Consider the following 13,279-nt stretch of genomic DNA (forward strand, 5'->3'; position numbering starts at 1 on the left):
AACCGCTGAGCGGTCCAGACTTCGGTGCGGCCCGACTGGCCGAGTGCAGACTTCGCTGCGGTGAGAGGGCGGCTAGCGGCACTGAAGTCTGCACTCGGCGAATCGGGGCGCCGGGCGTCAGATCTTCAGCAGCGCCTGGACCGGGGTGTGATCGCTCGGGAAGCGGCCGTCCTTGGTCCAGGTGTTGATCGCCGCCGAACGAACCTCGACACCGGGCGTGGCGAGGATCCAGTCGATGCGTGTGCCGTCGGGGTCCGGCGTCCCGTAGCCGGGGAACGTGCCGGCGTACGGGGTGAGCTGCCGGTCGGCGGCGAGCCAGGTGTCCTGGAGGCCGCCTTCGGTGACCAGGGCGTCGTACGGCGCCGAGCTCTCGGCTGCCGCGTTGACGTCTGCGGTGAAGACGACCGGGAGGCCGGCCTCCGCCGCCAGGTCCCGGACGACCCGGGCGCTCCTCAGGCGCGCGTTCTCCGACTGGTGGTCGAAGTGCGAGTTGATGTGCACGAAGTCGCGGCCCGTGACGGTGTCGTGGAACTCGGCCCAGGTGACGATCCGGGTGACCGAGTTACCCCAGGTCGCAGAGCCCATGACCTTCGGGGTGTCGGACAGCCAGAGCTGGTCCCACCACTTCACGGTCAGGCGGCGGGCGTCGTAGAAGATGCCGGAGTACTCGCCGCCCGCCCCGCCGTCACGCCCGAATCCCACCATCTTGTAGTGCCGGCCCAGACCCTCCTCGACCGCGGAGAGCTGGTGGAACAGAACCTCCTGGACGCCCAGGACGGTCGGCTGCTCCAGCCGCAGGAACTCGATGGTGAGCGGCGCGCGCTCCGGCCAGTAGTCGGGCTCTCCTGGGTGCGTCTGGCCCACCCGGTCGTAGCGGATGTTGAAGCTCATGGCGTGCAGCAGCTCGCCCCGCGCACGACCGATCACCGGCTTTCCGGCTCGGGGGCTCTCGGCGGCGGCAGGAGTCGCCAGCGCGGCCGACGCGCCGAGTGCACCCATGGCGCCTGCCGCCGTGAGCATGGTGCGGCGAGAGATGCCGGGGGTGCTGCCGGGGGTGTTGGACATGGGTTCTCCTCCAGGTCAGGGAACTGATGCCCGTTCACCCGACCAGAGCGAGGTGAGCGTGTCCACAACGCCGTGTGTCGTATGGACGAATTGCCGGGCTCAGCCGGCCGCGGTCGCCACCGCACGGCGCGCCGTCCGCGTGCGCCCCACCAGGTGGTCCACGCTCCACGCCCCAGGTCCGGTGGCCGCGAGGATCAGCGCGCCGGCACCGAGCGCCGCGACGAGCTCGAAGCCGCCCTGGTCGACGAACACGCCGTTGCCGAGGTGCACCAGCACGAGGGCTCCGAGCATGTTCAGCGTGACCAGGAGTCCGGCGACGGACGTGGCCGCCCCGAGGACCAGCGCGGCGCCGCCGACGAGCTCGACCACCGCGGCGAAGAGGGCTGCCGCCTCCGGGACGGGAACGCCCATGCCGGCGAAGGAGTCCACGGTTCCCCCGATCCCGAAGGTGAAGAACTTCTGGGCGCCGTGCGCGATGAGCACCGCACCGATCGCCACCCGGGCGACGAGTACGGCGAGGTCCTTGGTCCACGGAAAGTTCATGGGGTTCTCCCGGTGTTGTTCTGGCTGGTGCGAGCGGTGCAGAGGGTGAATCAAGTTGTCGCTTCAACTTTCGCGCGCACGCTAGCACGGGTGAATTGAAGCTTCAACCGTCACATGGGATCCTGGTCGGATGACTGACACTCCGTGGCTCGACCGTCGCCAGATGGCGGCGTGGGTCCGTTTCGTCGCGGTGCTCGAGCTGTTCCCCGGGGTGCTCGACAGCCAGCTGCGGCGGGACTCCGGCGTGACGTACTTCGAGTACTTCGTCATGGCGGTGCTGTCCGAGACGGCCGGCGGGACGCTGCGGATGGCCGAGCTGGCCGCGGCGACGAACGCGACGCTGTCGCGGCTCTCCCACGTCGTGCAGCGACTCGAGGACCGAGGATTCGTCGAGCGCCTGCCCTGCCCCGAGAACGGCAGGGCCACCAACGCGCGCCTCACCGACGCGGGGCGGGCGAAGATGCGTGCCGCCGCGCCCGGACACGTCGCGACGGTCCGCCGTCACGTCGTCGACGTGCTCACGCCGGAGCAGATCGACCAGCTCACGGCGATCAGTGACGCCATCCTGGAGAGCATCGAACCGTCCGGACCGATGGCCGCGGGCTACCGCCGCCACGACGGCCCGCCCGGCGAGTGAAGCGGGGCATCGAGGGCATATTGTGGCGTTCCGGGCGCCAGACAGGCGCCGTAGGTTCGATGGCGCTCCCGCTGTGCACGAGACGTGCGGGAGTGACGAAAGGAACGCGATGAGCACGACGCACTACGTCCTCGACGAGAAGCACCTGAAGGTCGTCGACGCCGACAAGTTCGTGAACGAGGGGGTGCCTGTTCACCGCATCGTCCTGGTTAACGGTGACGTGCACCTGGTCGAGCGCCGGGAGATCCAGATATCCGGACAGAAGGACGGTGTCCTGGAGCTGATGGGCGGTGGTGAATGGCTGCGCTCGTACGGATCCTGGGTCTACGTGGACAGCGTGCCGTACTCGCGGACCGGGTCGTTTGCCGTCTGATCTGGCGAATGACGAGAGGCCCCCGGTCCAGGTCCGCGTGGAAGGATTGGTGGCATGACCATCACTGAGTTCCTGATCGCACGGCTGGACGAGGACGAGTCGATCGCACGGATGGCCGACAGCGCCTCGTCGCAGCCGGATGAGGTTGACGGCGAGCCCGCCGCAGCCGCCCCGTCCCTCCCGCAGCAGCAGCACATCGACCGCTGGAGCCCGGCTCGGGTCCTCGTCGATATCGCGGCCAAGCGGACAATCGTGCAGACGTACGAGGAGCTTGGGCAGGTCCTGACCAAGGCGTTGGATGGCGGGCACGCGGACGAAGCTGCCGTCACGAGGAACCTGTTCGCTGGACTCCAGGTCGCGGTCCTGGCCCACGCCATGACGTTCGCCGATCACCCGGACTACCGCGAGGAATGGCAGTCGTGACGTAGTCGGTCGTCTGGGGGCCGGACATGACGAAGGGCTCGGAACCGTTGGATACGAACGGTTCCGAGCCCTTGTTCACTGCGGAGGATGGGGGATTCGAACCCCCGAGGGCGTTAACCCAACACGCTTTCCAAGCGTGCGCCATAGGCCACTAGGCGAATCCTCCTCGCGCGCCGCACCATCGTGGGCGCACGACCGCCGGACCGAAGTCTGGAGCGGCCTGACGAGGATACCGGACGCGACGCTCGGACAACGAATCGGGCTGCGGTGCGGCGTCGTGAGGTCGCGTACCGGGGGTCCGGCGTGGTTGGGCCAGGGTGTTCGGATCGGTTAGGCTGGGGGCAGACCCCTCGTGCGGCACCACCTCGCCGAACTCCCCCAGGGCCGGAAGGCAGCAAGGGTAAGTGAGCTCTGGTGGGTGTGCGAGGGGTCCTTTATGTCCCGGGATTCTGCGGGCCTCCACCATGTGGACAGAATTTCGTCCGCATCATGGGATTTTCCCCGAGAGGATTCGCTTCGACGTCGTGCAGTGCCGCACGATGTCCGTATGACCCGCACCTGGACCGCAGCCACGACGTCGCGCACCCGCCGCGACGCCATGTGTGGCGGCCACGTGCGCGGCGGGCGAATGTGCGAGCGCTGAGAGCGCCGCACCTTCCCATGGTCCGCTGAGGACCGCTCCGCACAGTCCCGCGAGCTCGCCACGTTGCTGATGGCCGTGGCCCGCCGCCGTCATACCTCGGCCTACGCCGCGCGTAGTCCCACATCCTGAGCACCGGCATACCCGTGCCCGTGCGTCCCGAGAGGACCACCCATGTCTCGCTTCACCGCCGTCCTGTCCACCGGCCTCGCCGCCGTTACCACCCTCGCCCTGAGCGCCTGCGGCGCCGGGGACGTCACGGCTGCCGCCGGGACCAGCGAGGATCCGGTCCGCATCGGCGTCGTCAACACGGGAGACGCCTACTGGGACACGTTCACGGACCTTGCCGAGGAGCAGGGCATCACCGTCGAGCTCGTGAACTTCAGCGACTACCAGCTGCCCAACCAGGGTCTGACCGACGGTGACCTGGACCTCAACCAGTTCCAGCACCTGCAGTTCCTCGCCGGCTACAACACGGCTTCCGGGCAGGACCTCACGCCGATCGCCGCGACCGCCGTCTACCCCCTGGGTCTCTACTCGCAGTCGCACGACAGCGTGGAGGGCATCCCGGAGGGCGGCGAGGTCGCCATCCCCAACGACGACACCAACCAGGCCCGCGCGCTGCTCGTGCTCCAGGAGGCCGGCCTGATCGCCCTGCGCGACGGCGGCAGCGCGTTCTCCACGCCTGCCGACGTGCTCGAGGACGAGTCGCGGGTGAGCGTGACCCCGGTCGACGCAGCCCAGACGGCGCTCGCCCTGCAGGACGTCGACGCCTCGATCATCAACAACGACTTCGTGGGCGACGCCGGTCTGACCTCTGACGACGCGATCTTCTCGGACGACCCGGACTCCGCCGCGGCCGCTCCGTACATCAACGTCTTCGCCGCTCGTGCGGACGACGCGGACAACGAGGTGTTCCGGCAGCTCGTCGAGATCTACCACTCCCCGGAGGTCGAGGAGGGCGTGCTGGAGGCCTCGGGCGACACGGGCGTCATCAAGGACAACCCGGCCGCGGAGCTCCAGGAGATCCTGTCCGGCATCGAGGCGGACGCGTCCTGATGCCTGCCGCGACCGGAGCTGCGACGGGCAGCATCGTGCGGTTCCAGGGTGCCTCCCGGGTGTTCCCGGGCCGGGGACGCCGCGGGGAGGTCCGCGCCGTCGACGAGGTCACCCTCGACATCCGCGAGGGCGAGATCTTCGGCGTCATCGGGCACTCGGGTGCCGGCAAGTCCACTCTGGTCCGCCTGATCAACGCCCTGGAGCGCACCACGGGCGGTGACGTGGTCGTCGACGGCGTCGCACTCGGCGCCCTGAACGAGGCCCGGCTGCGTCCGGTCCGAGCCGGCATCGGGATGGTGTTCCAGCAGTTCAACCTGCTCGGTTCCCGGACGGTCGCGGGAAACGTCGCCTACCCGCTCGAGGTGGCCGGCTGGTCACGGGCCCGGCGCGCCGACCGGGTGGCGGAGCTGCTCGACTTCGTCGGGCTGTCGGACAAGGCGGGTGTGCACCCGTCCGCGCTGTCGGGCGGGCAGAAGCAGCGCGTCGGCATCGCCCGTGCCCTCGCCACCAACCCCCGCATCCTGCTGGCGGACGAGGCGACGTCGGCTCTCGACCCCGAGACCACGCGCGACGTGCTGGACCTGCTCCAGCGCGTCAACCGCGAGCTGGGGGTCACCGTCGTCGTGATCACGCACGAGATGGACGTCGTGCGCTCGATCTGTCACCGGGTCGCCGTGATGGACCGGGGGCGCGTGGTCGAGGTGGGCGAGGCGTACCAGGTGTTCAGCGCGCCCGCCCACGACGTCACCCGACGGTTCGTCGCCACCGCGCTGCGTGACCGGCCGTCGCCGGAGGTGCTGGAGCGCCTGCGTACCCGGCACGCCGGGCACATCGTGACGGTGGGCGTGGACGAGGTGGCGGGGTCGTCGGCCGTGCTCACCCGCACGCTGCGTGAGCACGGCGTCGACGGCACCGTCGTCTTCGGCGGCATCACCGAGGTCGCGGAACGGCCCTACGGGTCCCTGACGGTCGAGCTCGTCGGTGACGCGGCCGCGGTGGAGGCCGCCGTGGCCGAGCTGCGTGACGTCACCTGGGTGGACGACCACGGAAGGGCAGTCGCATGAGCGGGGACTGGGAGCGGCTGACTCCGCTGCTCTGGGAGGCCGCGGGCCAGACCGCTTTCATGGTGCTGATCACGCTCCTGGTCGGCGGTTTCCTCGGGCTCGCCCTCGGCCTCGGGCTGTACCTGACGCGACCGGGGAACCTGCTCGGCAACCGGTTCGTGTTCGGCGTGCTGAACCTCGCGGTGAACGTGGTGCGGCCGGTGCCGTTCATCATCTTCCTGGTGGCGCTCGGTCCGCTGACCCGCGCCGTCATCGGCTCGACGATCGGCATCGAGGCGTTCACGTTCGCCATGTGCTTCATGGCGACGTTCGTCTTCGCGCGCCTCGTGGAGCAGAACCTCGTCTCCATCGATCCCGGTGTGGTCGAGGCCGCTCGGGCCATGGGCGCGTCACCGCTCCGGATCGTGCGGACCGTGCTGGTTCCGGAGGCGCTCGCGCCACTGATCCTCGGGTACACGTTCCTGTTCGTCGGGGTGCTCGACATGTCCGCGATCGGCGGCTACCTGGGCGCCGGCGGGCTGGGCGACTTCGCCATCGTGCAGGGCTACCGGCAGTACGACTGGGCCGTGACCGCCGTCGTCGTGCTGATCATCGTGCTGATCGTCCAGGCCGTGCAGTGGCTGGGGAACGGCCTGGCGCGGCGAGCGCTGCGCCGCTGAACGGCTCGTCTCACACGTTCGTGAGGCGGCGCCATGCGTGCACGACGGCGGCGGCGGCCAGCGGCGCGACCGCCGCCGTCAGCAGCAGGTGAGGCAGGCCGATCGCGGCGGCGGCGTCGGCTCCGCCCATACCCGTCCACAGGGACGGCGCGGCATAGAGGAACCACGATCCGCCCCCGAGCAGCACCACGATCTGGGTGAGCGCGACGATGCCGACCAGCGCACCGACGGTGCCGAGCTGGCTGCGCGTCACAGTGGCCACCCAGGCGAACGGCAGGGTCAGTCCGCCGCCGAGGAGGCCGGCGGCGAGGGCTGTCGAGGCGCCCGCCCAGGCCCTCGGGCCGAAACTCTCGCCGGAGGCGGCGGTGACCGCGGCCGACGCCGCTACCGTCACGGCGACGGTCAGCACCACGCACGCCGCGATCCACGCCAGCGCGACCAGGCACTTGGCCAGGGCGATCGTGCCGCGCGGCACGGCGAGGCCGAACAGGGCACCGGCGGTCCCGTCCTCCAGCTCCCGGCCGAACGACCACGCGAGGAAGAACCCGCCCGCTACCAGCGCGGCGACCGCGATGACCTGGGCGCACACCAGCAGGTGGGTCGTCGCGAGGTCGCCGGTGGCGTAGTCGGCGAGCTTGGCCGCCGTCGGGCCGACGGCCTGAGGTGACCTGGCGAGCGCCACGATGCCCACGCTGCCGAGCGGCACCAGCAGCACGAGCAGTGCGGTCGCGAGGCGCGCCACGACCGAACGACGCAGCTTGAGGGCCTCGACGGACAGGGCTGTCCTGAGGTGTGCGACGGTCGTCACACCCGGCCTCCTGAGGCCTCGGTGTGGGTGCCGGCCGCAGTCCGCGTGTCGGCGTCGAGCACCATGGCGAAGAACCGCTGTTCCAGGTCGGTGCCGCCGGGATCCAGGCGCCCGACGTCGCGGCTGGCGTGCAGCACCACTACCTCGTCGGCCACCCGCGCGACCTCGTCGAGGTGATGGCTCGAGACGAGCACCGCGGCGCCGTCATCGGCCAGCCGACGCACGAGCCCGCGCACCAGGACGACGCCCTGCGGGTCCAGGGCGCTGGTGGGCTCGTCAAGGATGAGCGCAGTGGGTCGGTGACTGGTCGCGCAGGCGATCCCGAGGCGCTGGCGGTTGCCCATCGACAGTGTTCCGGCCCGCGCGAGCCGCCACGGTTCCAGGCCCAGCTGTGCGACGGCGGCGCTCGCCGTCCGCGCGGCGGCTCGCGTCGGTAGGCCGTGCAGCCTGGCGGCGCAGCGAAGGTTCTCGGTGACGGTCAGCTCGGGGTAGACCAAGGGGGTGTCGACCACGTGGCCGAACCGCATCGCGACGCTGCTGGGCAGGTCAGCCGGGTCGTGACCGAGCACGCGGGCCGTGCCACGCGCAGGCTGCAGACGGCCGGCCAGCGCACGGAGCGCCGTCGTCTTGCCCGCGCCGTTGAGGCCGATCAGGGCCGTGACCCGGCCCGGTGCCACCGACAGCGTGAGGTGGTCGAGGGCGGCGCGGCCGCCGAAGGCGTGCGAGACGTCGTCGAGCAGGAGAGCGGTCATGGAGTGGCTCCCGCGGGTGCGAGCTGCGCCAGGGCGCGGCGGACGAGGACCGAGAGGTCATCGGGCGCGGTACCCCAGGCGAGGAGGGCCGCGGTCGTGGCGGCAAGGCAGGCGGCGGTAGCGATGGCGGCGTCGAGGCGGTCGACGCCGTCGGCCACGAGCCGCTCGACGATCGCCTGCTGGGTGTCGTCGGTGCCGAGCGCCGCCGCGGCGCGGAGCGAAGGGGACTGCGCGACGAGAGCCACGCGACGCTTGGCGGTGGCGTCCTCGGTGGGCGTGATGTCGCCGAGGGCGGCGAGCAGGCCGAGCCGCACACGTTCCAGGGGCGGGAGGTCGGAGGGCTGGGCGCCGACGGCCTCCGCGATGAGGGGGTCGTAGGGGTCGGAGACCAGCACCGCGTCCTTGGTGGGGAAGTGCCGGAAGAACGTCATGGGAGTGACGCCGGCCGCGTCGGCGATCTGGTTCACCGTGGTGGCCTCGTAGCCCCGGCGCTCGAAGAGGTCGAGCGCGGCATCGAGGATGCGGGCCCTGGTGCGGAGGGTTCGGGGTGTGGGCACGCCATAATGTTAGTCACTAACATTATGGTCGGCAAGAGTCAGGCGGCGTGCCGCACTGGTCGCAGGATCGTCGCGCTGCGCGGTGCGCTCCGACTCGCGCCGTGGGTCGCGATCCGGCGGGCCGGCCGCGGCGGAGGCGGTGCGACCGACTGGTAGCCGTGTCCGGTCGGCGTAGTGGTGACGACGACGTGGCGACCGCTGCGCGGGTCCGTCCCGGCGACCGAGCGCCAGCCCGGGGCCTCCTTGGCCTGGTTGCAGGCAGCGCAGAGTCCTTGCCCGTTGGTCAGGCTCGTGTCGCCGCCGTCAGCCGCCGGTCGGATGTGGTCGAGATGGCGGACTGGGGCGTCACACCACGGGGTTCGGCAGGTGCCCTGGTCCCTGATCCGCAGCAGGTCGGCCAGTCCGTCGGCGAAGAACCGGCGTTTGCTGGTCGCGCCGATCAGATCGCCGTTCGCGGTGGCGTAGACGGTCCGCAGCCAGGCCGCGTCGAGGTCGAGGGCGCCGGCCACGAGGGTCCGGGCCACTGCCGCCGGGACGGTGCCGTGGCCGGCGCCGGTGCCGTCCAGGACGACCGCAGGCTCGTGGCCCTCACCCAGCAGGGCGGTGTCCGCCACGACCAGGTTCACCGCGACCGGAACGTCGGTCGCGCGTTCCTGACCGGTGGCTCGCGCCACGAGGGTGTCGGCCATGATCTGGCCGGTGGACCGCTCGTCGCCGCCGGTGTGCCGGGCCGACTCCGCGGTGAGCTTCAGCGCCGCGTGGACCTGGACGCCCTGTGCCATGGGCAGCAGCGCGGTGACGTAGGCCATGGCGTCGGGCGCGGGTCGGATGGACACGCACCGTTCGGTCACCGCCTTCGCGGCGCGCTTGACCAGTGCGGCGGGGTCGAACTGGTTGGCACGGTCCCTCACCAGCCCGGCGAGCCGGCGGGTACCCACCCCGTCCAGCGTTGCGGGGTCGGTGCACAGGTCGGCGTCGACGCGGCCGCGGTCCTCCGGCGTGAGGCAGGCGGTCTCCTTCACCAGCAGCAGCGCCCGCTCCTCGGACAGCCGGCCCTCTCGCAGCGCAACCAGCGTGTGCGGCATCTCTTCGTGCCAGACGCGGGCGGCGCCGAGCAGCGTCCGGGTCCGGTGCGGCGAGAGGCGCAGGGCGTGGGCGGCCTGCTGGATCGTGCTCGCGGTCGCGTCACGTTCGGCAGACTTCACGGTGACCGGGATCTGCCTGCCGGCCGAGTCGTGGTGCGCGGCAGGGTTCTCGGCGTGCTCGCGAGCGGCCCGCAGGGCGTCGTCGTGCAGTTCGACCAGCATCTGCGCCTGCATCGCCCCGCAGGCGGCCTTGACCTCCTCCAGGGCGCGCACGGTGTCGATCCGGGCAGGGCCGTCACCCGGCTTGGCCGCGGCGAGGAGCCAGGCGTGCAGGACTGCGAGCGGCTCCGCGCCGACATCGCCGAGGACGGCTGTCGGGTCGGTACGGGTGGTGTCGGTGGCGAGTGGCACGATCGGTGCCGAGCGCAGGGCAGGGCTGATGTTCCGCATGTCTGGCCACCTCTCTCTGCTGGACGGATCTACTGCGCTGACTTGATCTGCTGCCATTCTATGGCACATACGTTCGATGTGCGCGCCGAATCCAGACCTGTGGAGGGCCGTCCTCCGAGTGTGGGTGAGGCCGTCTATCGTTGCGGGGGTGAGCACCGCCCTATACCGCCGCTACCGGCCCGAGACGTTCGCCGAGGTGATCGGCCAGGACCATGTCGCGGGCCCCCTCATGCAGGCCCTGCGCAGCGGGCGGGTGAACCACGCCTACCTGTTCAGTGGTCCTCGAGGATGCGGCAAGACGACGTCGGCGCGCATCCTCGCCCGCACGCTCAACTGCGCGAAGAACACGCCCGAGTCGCCGATCGACACCCCGTGCGGCGAGTGCCCCTCGTGCGTCGAGCTGGCGCGCGGTGGCTCCGGGTCGCTCGACGTGGTGGAGATCGACGCCGCGTCGCACAACGGTGTGGATGACGCGCGTGACCTGCGCGAACGCGCTACGTTCGCGCCCGCTCGCGACCGCTACAAGATCTTCATCCTCGACGAGGCGCACATGGTGACCCCGCAGGGCTTCAACGCGCTGCTGAAGATCGTCGAGGAGCCGCCGCCCCACATCAAGTTCATCTTCGCGACCACGGAGCCGGACAAGGTGATCGGGACGATCCGGTCCCGCACGCACCACTACCCGTTCCGGCTCGTGCCGCCGGACGTGCTGTCCCCGTACCTCGAGCAGCTCTGCGGCGCCGAGGGCATCGAGGTGGGCAGCGGTGTGCTCCCGCTGGTCACCCGGGCGGGCGGCGGTTCGGTGCGGGACTCCCTGTCCGTGATGGACCAGCTCATCGCCGGCGCCACCGGTGGCGTCGTCGACTACGACCACGCCGTGGGCCTGCTCGGTTTCACCCACGCGACCCTGCTGGACGACGTCGTGGACGCACTCGCCGCACGTGACGGGGGATCGATCTTCCGGGTCGTGGACCAGATCATCGCGACGGGGCACGAGCCGCGCCGGTTCGTCGAGGATGTGCTGGAACGCCTGCGCGACCTGATCGTGATCGGTGTCTCGGGCGATGCCGCCAGCGCCGTGCTGCGCGGCATCCCCACTGACCAGCTCGACCGCATGCGCACTCAGGCCGGACGGCTCGGGGTGGCAGAGCTGTCGAGGGCAGCCGATCTCGTGAACGCGGCCCTCACCGAGATGACCGGTGCCACGTCGCCGCGTCTGCACCTGGAGCTGCTGTGTGCGCGCCTGCTCCTGCCCGGCGCCGACGACGGTGCCGCCGGCCTCGCCGCACGCATCGACCGGCTCGAACGGGGCGGTGTGGTGGCGTCCGGGGCGCCCGCCCCGTCCGGCCCGGCCCGGGACGCAGGTCCGGGACCGGCAGGGGAGCCGACGTCGGGCGGGCTCGCCGGCCCTGCGGCCGCGCGCGCGGTGCTCGACGCGCGCAAGAAGCGGAGTGAGCCGGCCCAGCCGCCGGCGGCTCCGGAACCCGCACCGGCTGCTCCGGAACCCGCGCCGGTCACCCCTGCCGCCGCACCGGAGCCCGCGTCGACGGCGGGGCCCACGCCGACGGCGGCTGCAGCCCCCGAGCCGTCCCCTGCCGTCTCGGAGCCGGAGCCGGAGCCGGCTCGGGAGCGGCCGGCACCTGCAGCCACCGCCCCGGCGCCTGTGCCGGACTCGGCCCAGGGCGCCGAGCCCGGCGTCACCACGGAGACGGTCCGCCGGCGGTGGCCGGAGGTGCTCGGTGCGCTCGCCGCCGCCCGGGTGACGTGGTCCCTCGTCGGTCCGAACGCGCAGGTGGTGGCCCTTGAGGGCGCCACGCTGAAGCTGGGCTTCGCGGCGCCCGGCCTGGCCCGCACCTTCTCGAACGCGCGGCACACCAGTGCGGTGGAAGAAGCGGTCTATCAGACGCTCGGTATCCGCGTCCGGGTCGAGGCGACGCTCGACGAAGGGCCGTCCGGCGGTGACGGACCGTCCGGTGGCGGAAGCTCTGGCGGTGGCGCGTCCGGCGGAGGGACGTCGGGCGGGGCGTCCGGCGGGGCATCGTCCGCCGAGGGCCGGGCGTCGTCGGGTGGCTCCCCGCCTGCGGCGCCGGCGCCTGCTGCTGCCGCGGTGCCGGACTGGCCCGACGTGCCCACGCCCGGGGGTGGTGGCGCCACGGCATCCGCGGCGTCAACAGCATCGGTGCCCGCCGCGGCGTCGCCGGCCGTGGCGGTCTCGTCGCCTCCGGGTGGCGTCGCCGTCGCCGAACGGCCCGAGCCCTCGCGGCCCGGGCCGACGGGCCCTGAGTCGGTTCGTCCTGAGCCGGTTCGTCCCGAGCCCGCTCGGCCGGCGGTCCGCCCGCCGTCGGCCGCGAGCGCGGCCGACGAGGCCTGGCTCTCGGGCGCGGCCGCGACCGAGCCGCCCGCCGACTACGACATGCCGGAGCCCGAGCCTGTCTACGAGGAGCAGGCGCCGGCGCCCGCAGCTGCCCCGGTGTCCGGGGCCGGCAGTGCGCGAGAGGCGCTGCGCCAGGCGAACGAGCGCCGGGCGCGTGCGGCGAACGGCGCACCTGTCGAACCGGGGGCTGCTGCCTCGACGAGCGTGAGTGCACCTGGTTCGGGGCCGGCGGGGGGCGAGGCCGACTTCTACGACGAGCCGTCGGCCGACGACCCGGACATCACGTCGGCCGGCATGGTCGGCGTGCCGCTCGTGGTCCAGGTGCTGGGTGGAACGGTGATCGACGAGGTGGTGGAGCAGCCATGAGCGCGGAGGGTGTGCTCGGTCCGCTCACGACGCTCCGGATCGTCGCGGCCGTCGTGGAGCGTTCCGACGGCCGGCATCTCCTCGTCCGCAAACGGGGTACGCACGCCTTCATGCAGGTGGGCGGCAAGATCGAGCCGGGTGAGGAGCCCCTGGCCGCGCTGGTGCGGGAGTTCGAGGAGGAGGTCGGGGTGCGACTGGCACCGGCCGACGTCGAGAGCCTCGGCCGGTTCGCGGCGCCCGCCGCGAACGAGCCCGACCACGTCGTCGACGCGCACGCCTACCGGGTGCGACTGCGCCCCGGCACGGAGATCGCCGTCCAGGCCGAACTCGAGGAGCTCGTGTGGATCGATCCTGCCGACCCGGTCGCGAACTACCCCATCGCGCCGCTGTCGCGGGACCTGCTGACCGCCGCCGGGCACTGAAC

Annotated in this window: 14 protein-coding genes, 1 tRNA gene and 1 other RNA gene; 9 read left to right on the forward strand and 7 right to left on the reverse strand. The window is 71.8% G+C overall.

The genetic code is table 11. From position 1 onward, the window contains the following. Window positions 1-117: 117 nt before the first annotated feature. Both ACFSL2_RS19375 and ACFSL2_RS19380 read right to left on the reverse strand, forming a co-directional pair. Entirely contained in the window at window positions 118-1,065 is a 948-nt protein-coding gene (locus ACFSL2_RS19375; protein ID WP_377199401.1) for an endonuclease/exonuclease/phosphatase family protein, read from the reverse strand. Window positions 1,066-1,164: 99 nt separating this feature from the next. Then, a complete protein-coding gene (locus tag ACFSL2_RS19380) occupies window positions 1,165-1,608 on the reverse strand; it encodes a DoxX family protein (protein WP_377199402.1) in 444 nt (147 codons plus the stop codon). Between the two features lie 130 nt (window positions 1,609-1,738). Between ACFSL2_RS19380 and ACFSL2_RS19385 the strand changes: the two genes are divergently transcribed. The 3 genes from ACFSL2_RS19385 (at window position 1,739) to ACFSL2_RS19395 (ending at window position 3,041) form a co-directional block, all read left to right on the forward strand. Beyond that, window positions 1,739-2,245, forward strand: a complete 507-nt coding sequence (locus tag ACFSL2_RS19385) for a MarR family winged helix-turn-helix transcriptional regulator (protein ID WP_377199403.1) — start codon at window positions 1,739-1,741, stop codon at window positions 2,243-2,245. Between the two features lie 109 nt (window positions 2,246-2,354). Continuing rightward, a complete protein-coding gene (locus ACFSL2_RS19390; RefSeq protein ID WP_377199404.1) occupies window positions 2,355-2,618 on the forward strand; it encodes a hypothetical protein in 264 nt (87 codons plus the stop codon). A 54-nt stretch (window positions 2,619-2,672) separates the two neighbouring features. Then, the gene (locus ACFSL2_RS19395; protein WP_377199405.1) at window positions 2,673-3,041 is read left to right on the forward strand and encodes a DUF6221 family protein; all 369 of its coding nucleotides are present in this window, start codon (window positions 2,673-2,675) and stop codon (window positions 3,039-3,041) included. Window positions 3,042-3,122: 81 nt separating this feature from the next. Here ACFSL2_RS19395 and ACFSL2_RS19400 read toward each other — a convergent pair. Continuing rightward, window positions 3,123-3,207 (reverse strand) — tRNA-Ser (locus ACFSL2_RS19400). Window positions 3,208-3,382: 175 nt separating this feature from the next. Between ACFSL2_RS19400 and ffs the strand changes: the two genes are divergently transcribed. From ffs to ACFSL2_RS19420, 4 genes are all read left to right on the forward strand, one after another. After that, window positions 3,383-3,479: signal recognition particle sRNA small type (gene ffs / locus ACFSL2_RS19405), an RNA gene on the forward strand. A gap of 376 nt (window positions 3,480-3,855) precedes the next feature. Continuing rightward, entirely contained in the window at window positions 3,856-4,740 is an 885-nt protein-coding gene (locus ACFSL2_RS19410) for a MetQ/NlpA family ABC transporter substrate-binding protein (protein ID WP_377199406.1), read from the forward strand. After that, the gene (locus tag ACFSL2_RS19415) at window positions 4,740-5,804 is read left to right on the forward strand and encodes a methionine ABC transporter ATP-binding protein (protein ID WP_377199407.1); all 1,065 of its coding nucleotides are present in this window, start codon (window positions 4,740-4,742) and stop codon (window positions 5,802-5,804) included. Before ACFSL2_RS19410 ends, ACFSL2_RS19415 begins: the two co-directional genes overlap by 1 nt. Further along, on the forward strand, window positions 5,801-6,463 hold the full coding sequence (locus tag ACFSL2_RS19420; RefSeq protein ID WP_377199408.1) for a methionine ABC transporter permease: 663 nt from the start codon (window positions 5,801-5,803) through the stop codon (window positions 6,461-6,463). The genes ACFSL2_RS19415 and ACFSL2_RS19420 overlap by 4 nt, the downstream gene beginning before the upstream one ends. Before the next feature lie 10 nt (window positions 6,464-6,473). On the opposite strand, the gene ACFSL2_RS19425 is transcribed toward ACFSL2_RS19420, so the two are convergent. Genes ACFSL2_RS19425 through ACFSL2_RS19440 form a run of 4 tightly spaced genes read right to left on the reverse strand, consistent with a single transcriptional unit; the run spans window position 6,474 to window position 10,115 of the window. Further along, the gene (locus ACFSL2_RS19425) at window positions 6,474-7,271 is read right to left on the reverse strand and encodes an ABC transporter permease (RefSeq protein WP_377199409.1); all 798 of its coding nucleotides are present in this window, start codon (window positions 7,269-7,271) and stop codon (window positions 6,474-6,476) included. Continuing rightward, window positions 7,268-8,023: an ABC transporter ATP-binding protein gene (locus ACFSL2_RS19430; RefSeq protein ID WP_377199410.1), complete on the reverse strand. Its 756-nt coding sequence runs from the start codon at window positions 8,021-8,023 to the stop codon at window positions 7,268-7,270. Before ACFSL2_RS19430 ends, ACFSL2_RS19425 begins: the two co-directional genes overlap by 4 nt. Then, window positions 8,020-8,580, reverse strand: a complete 561-nt coding sequence (locus ACFSL2_RS19435) for a TetR/AcrR family transcriptional regulator (protein WP_377199411.1) — start codon at window positions 8,578-8,580, stop codon at window positions 8,020-8,022. The genes ACFSL2_RS19430 and ACFSL2_RS19435 overlap by 4 nt, the downstream gene beginning before the upstream one ends. 38 nt (window positions 8,581-8,618) lie before the next feature. Then, window positions 8,619-10,115, reverse strand: coding sequence for an HNH endonuclease (locus tag ACFSL2_RS19440; RefSeq protein ID WP_377199412.1), 1,497 nt, complete (start codon window positions 10,113-10,115; stop codon window positions 8,619-8,621). 148 nt (window positions 10,116-10,263) lie between these two features. On the opposite strand from ACFSL2_RS19440, the gene ACFSL2_RS19445 reads away from it, so the two are divergent. Together ACFSL2_RS19445 and ACFSL2_RS19450 are read left to right on the forward strand one after the other, a co-directional pair. Continuing rightward, a complete protein-coding gene (locus tag ACFSL2_RS19445; RefSeq protein WP_377199413.1) occupies window positions 10,264-12,855 on the forward strand; it encodes a DNA polymerase III subunit gamma and tau in 2,592 nt (863 codons plus the stop codon). Beyond that, window positions 12,852-13,277 carry an NUDIX hydrolase gene (locus ACFSL2_RS19450; RefSeq protein ID WP_377199414.1) on the forward strand — a complete coding sequence of 142 codons (426 nt, stop codon included), beginning with the start codon at window positions 12,852-12,854 and terminating at the stop codon, window positions 13,275-13,277. The genes ACFSL2_RS19445 and ACFSL2_RS19450 overlap by 4 nt, the downstream gene beginning before the upstream one ends. Window positions 13,278-13,279 lie beyond the last annotated feature (2 nt).

The organism is Promicromonospora aerolata (genome assembly GCF_042682255.1).
Classification (GTDB): Bacteria; Actinomycetota; Actinomycetes; order Actinomycetales; family Cellulomonadaceae; genus Promicromonospora; species Promicromonospora aerolata.

Bases quoted from the DNA above. Each gene is read 5' to 3' on its own strand.
- ACFSL2_RS19375 (WP_377199401.1), bottom strand. From the start codon at position 1,065: ATGTCCAACACCCCCGGCAGCACCCCCGGCATCTCTCGCCGCACCATG.
- ACFSL2_RS19380 (WP_377199402.1), bottom strand. From the start codon at position 1,608: ATGAACTTTCCGTGGACCAAGGACCTCGCCGTACTCGTCGCCCGGGTG.
- ACFSL2_RS19385 (WP_377199403.1), top strand. From the start codon at position 1,739: ATGACTGACACTCCGTGGCTCGACCGTCGCCAGATGGCGGCGTGGGTC.
- ACFSL2_RS19390 (WP_377199404.1), top strand. From the start codon at position 2,355: ATGAGCACGACGCACTACGTCCTCGACGAGAAGCACCTGAAGGTCGTC.
- ACFSL2_RS19395 (WP_377199405.1), top strand. From the start codon at position 2,673: ATGACCATCACTGAGTTCCTGATCGCACGGCTGGACGAGGACGAGTCG.
- ACFSL2_RS19410 (WP_377199406.1), top strand. From the start codon at position 3,856: ATGTCTCGCTTCACCGCCGTCCTGTCCACCGGCCTCGCCGCCGTTACC.
- ACFSL2_RS19415 (WP_377199407.1), top strand. From the start codon at position 4,740: ATGCCTGCCGCGACCGGAGCTGCGACGGGCAGCATCGTGCGGTTCCAG.
- ACFSL2_RS19420 (WP_377199408.1), top strand. From the start codon at position 5,801: ATGAGCGGGGACTGGGAGCGGCTGACTCCGCTGCTCTGGGAGGCCGCG.
- ACFSL2_RS19430 (WP_377199410.1), bottom strand. From the start codon at position 8,023: ATGACCGCTCTCCTGCTCGACGACGTCTCGCACGCCTTCGGCGGCCGC.
- ACFSL2_RS19440 (WP_377199412.1), bottom strand. From the start codon at position 10,115: ATGCGGAACATCAGCCCTGCCCTGCGCTCGGCACCGATCGTGCCACTC.
- ACFSL2_RS19450 (WP_377199414.1), top strand. From the start codon at position 12,852: ATGAGCGCGGAGGGTGTGCTCGGTCCGCTCACGACGCTCCGGATCGTC.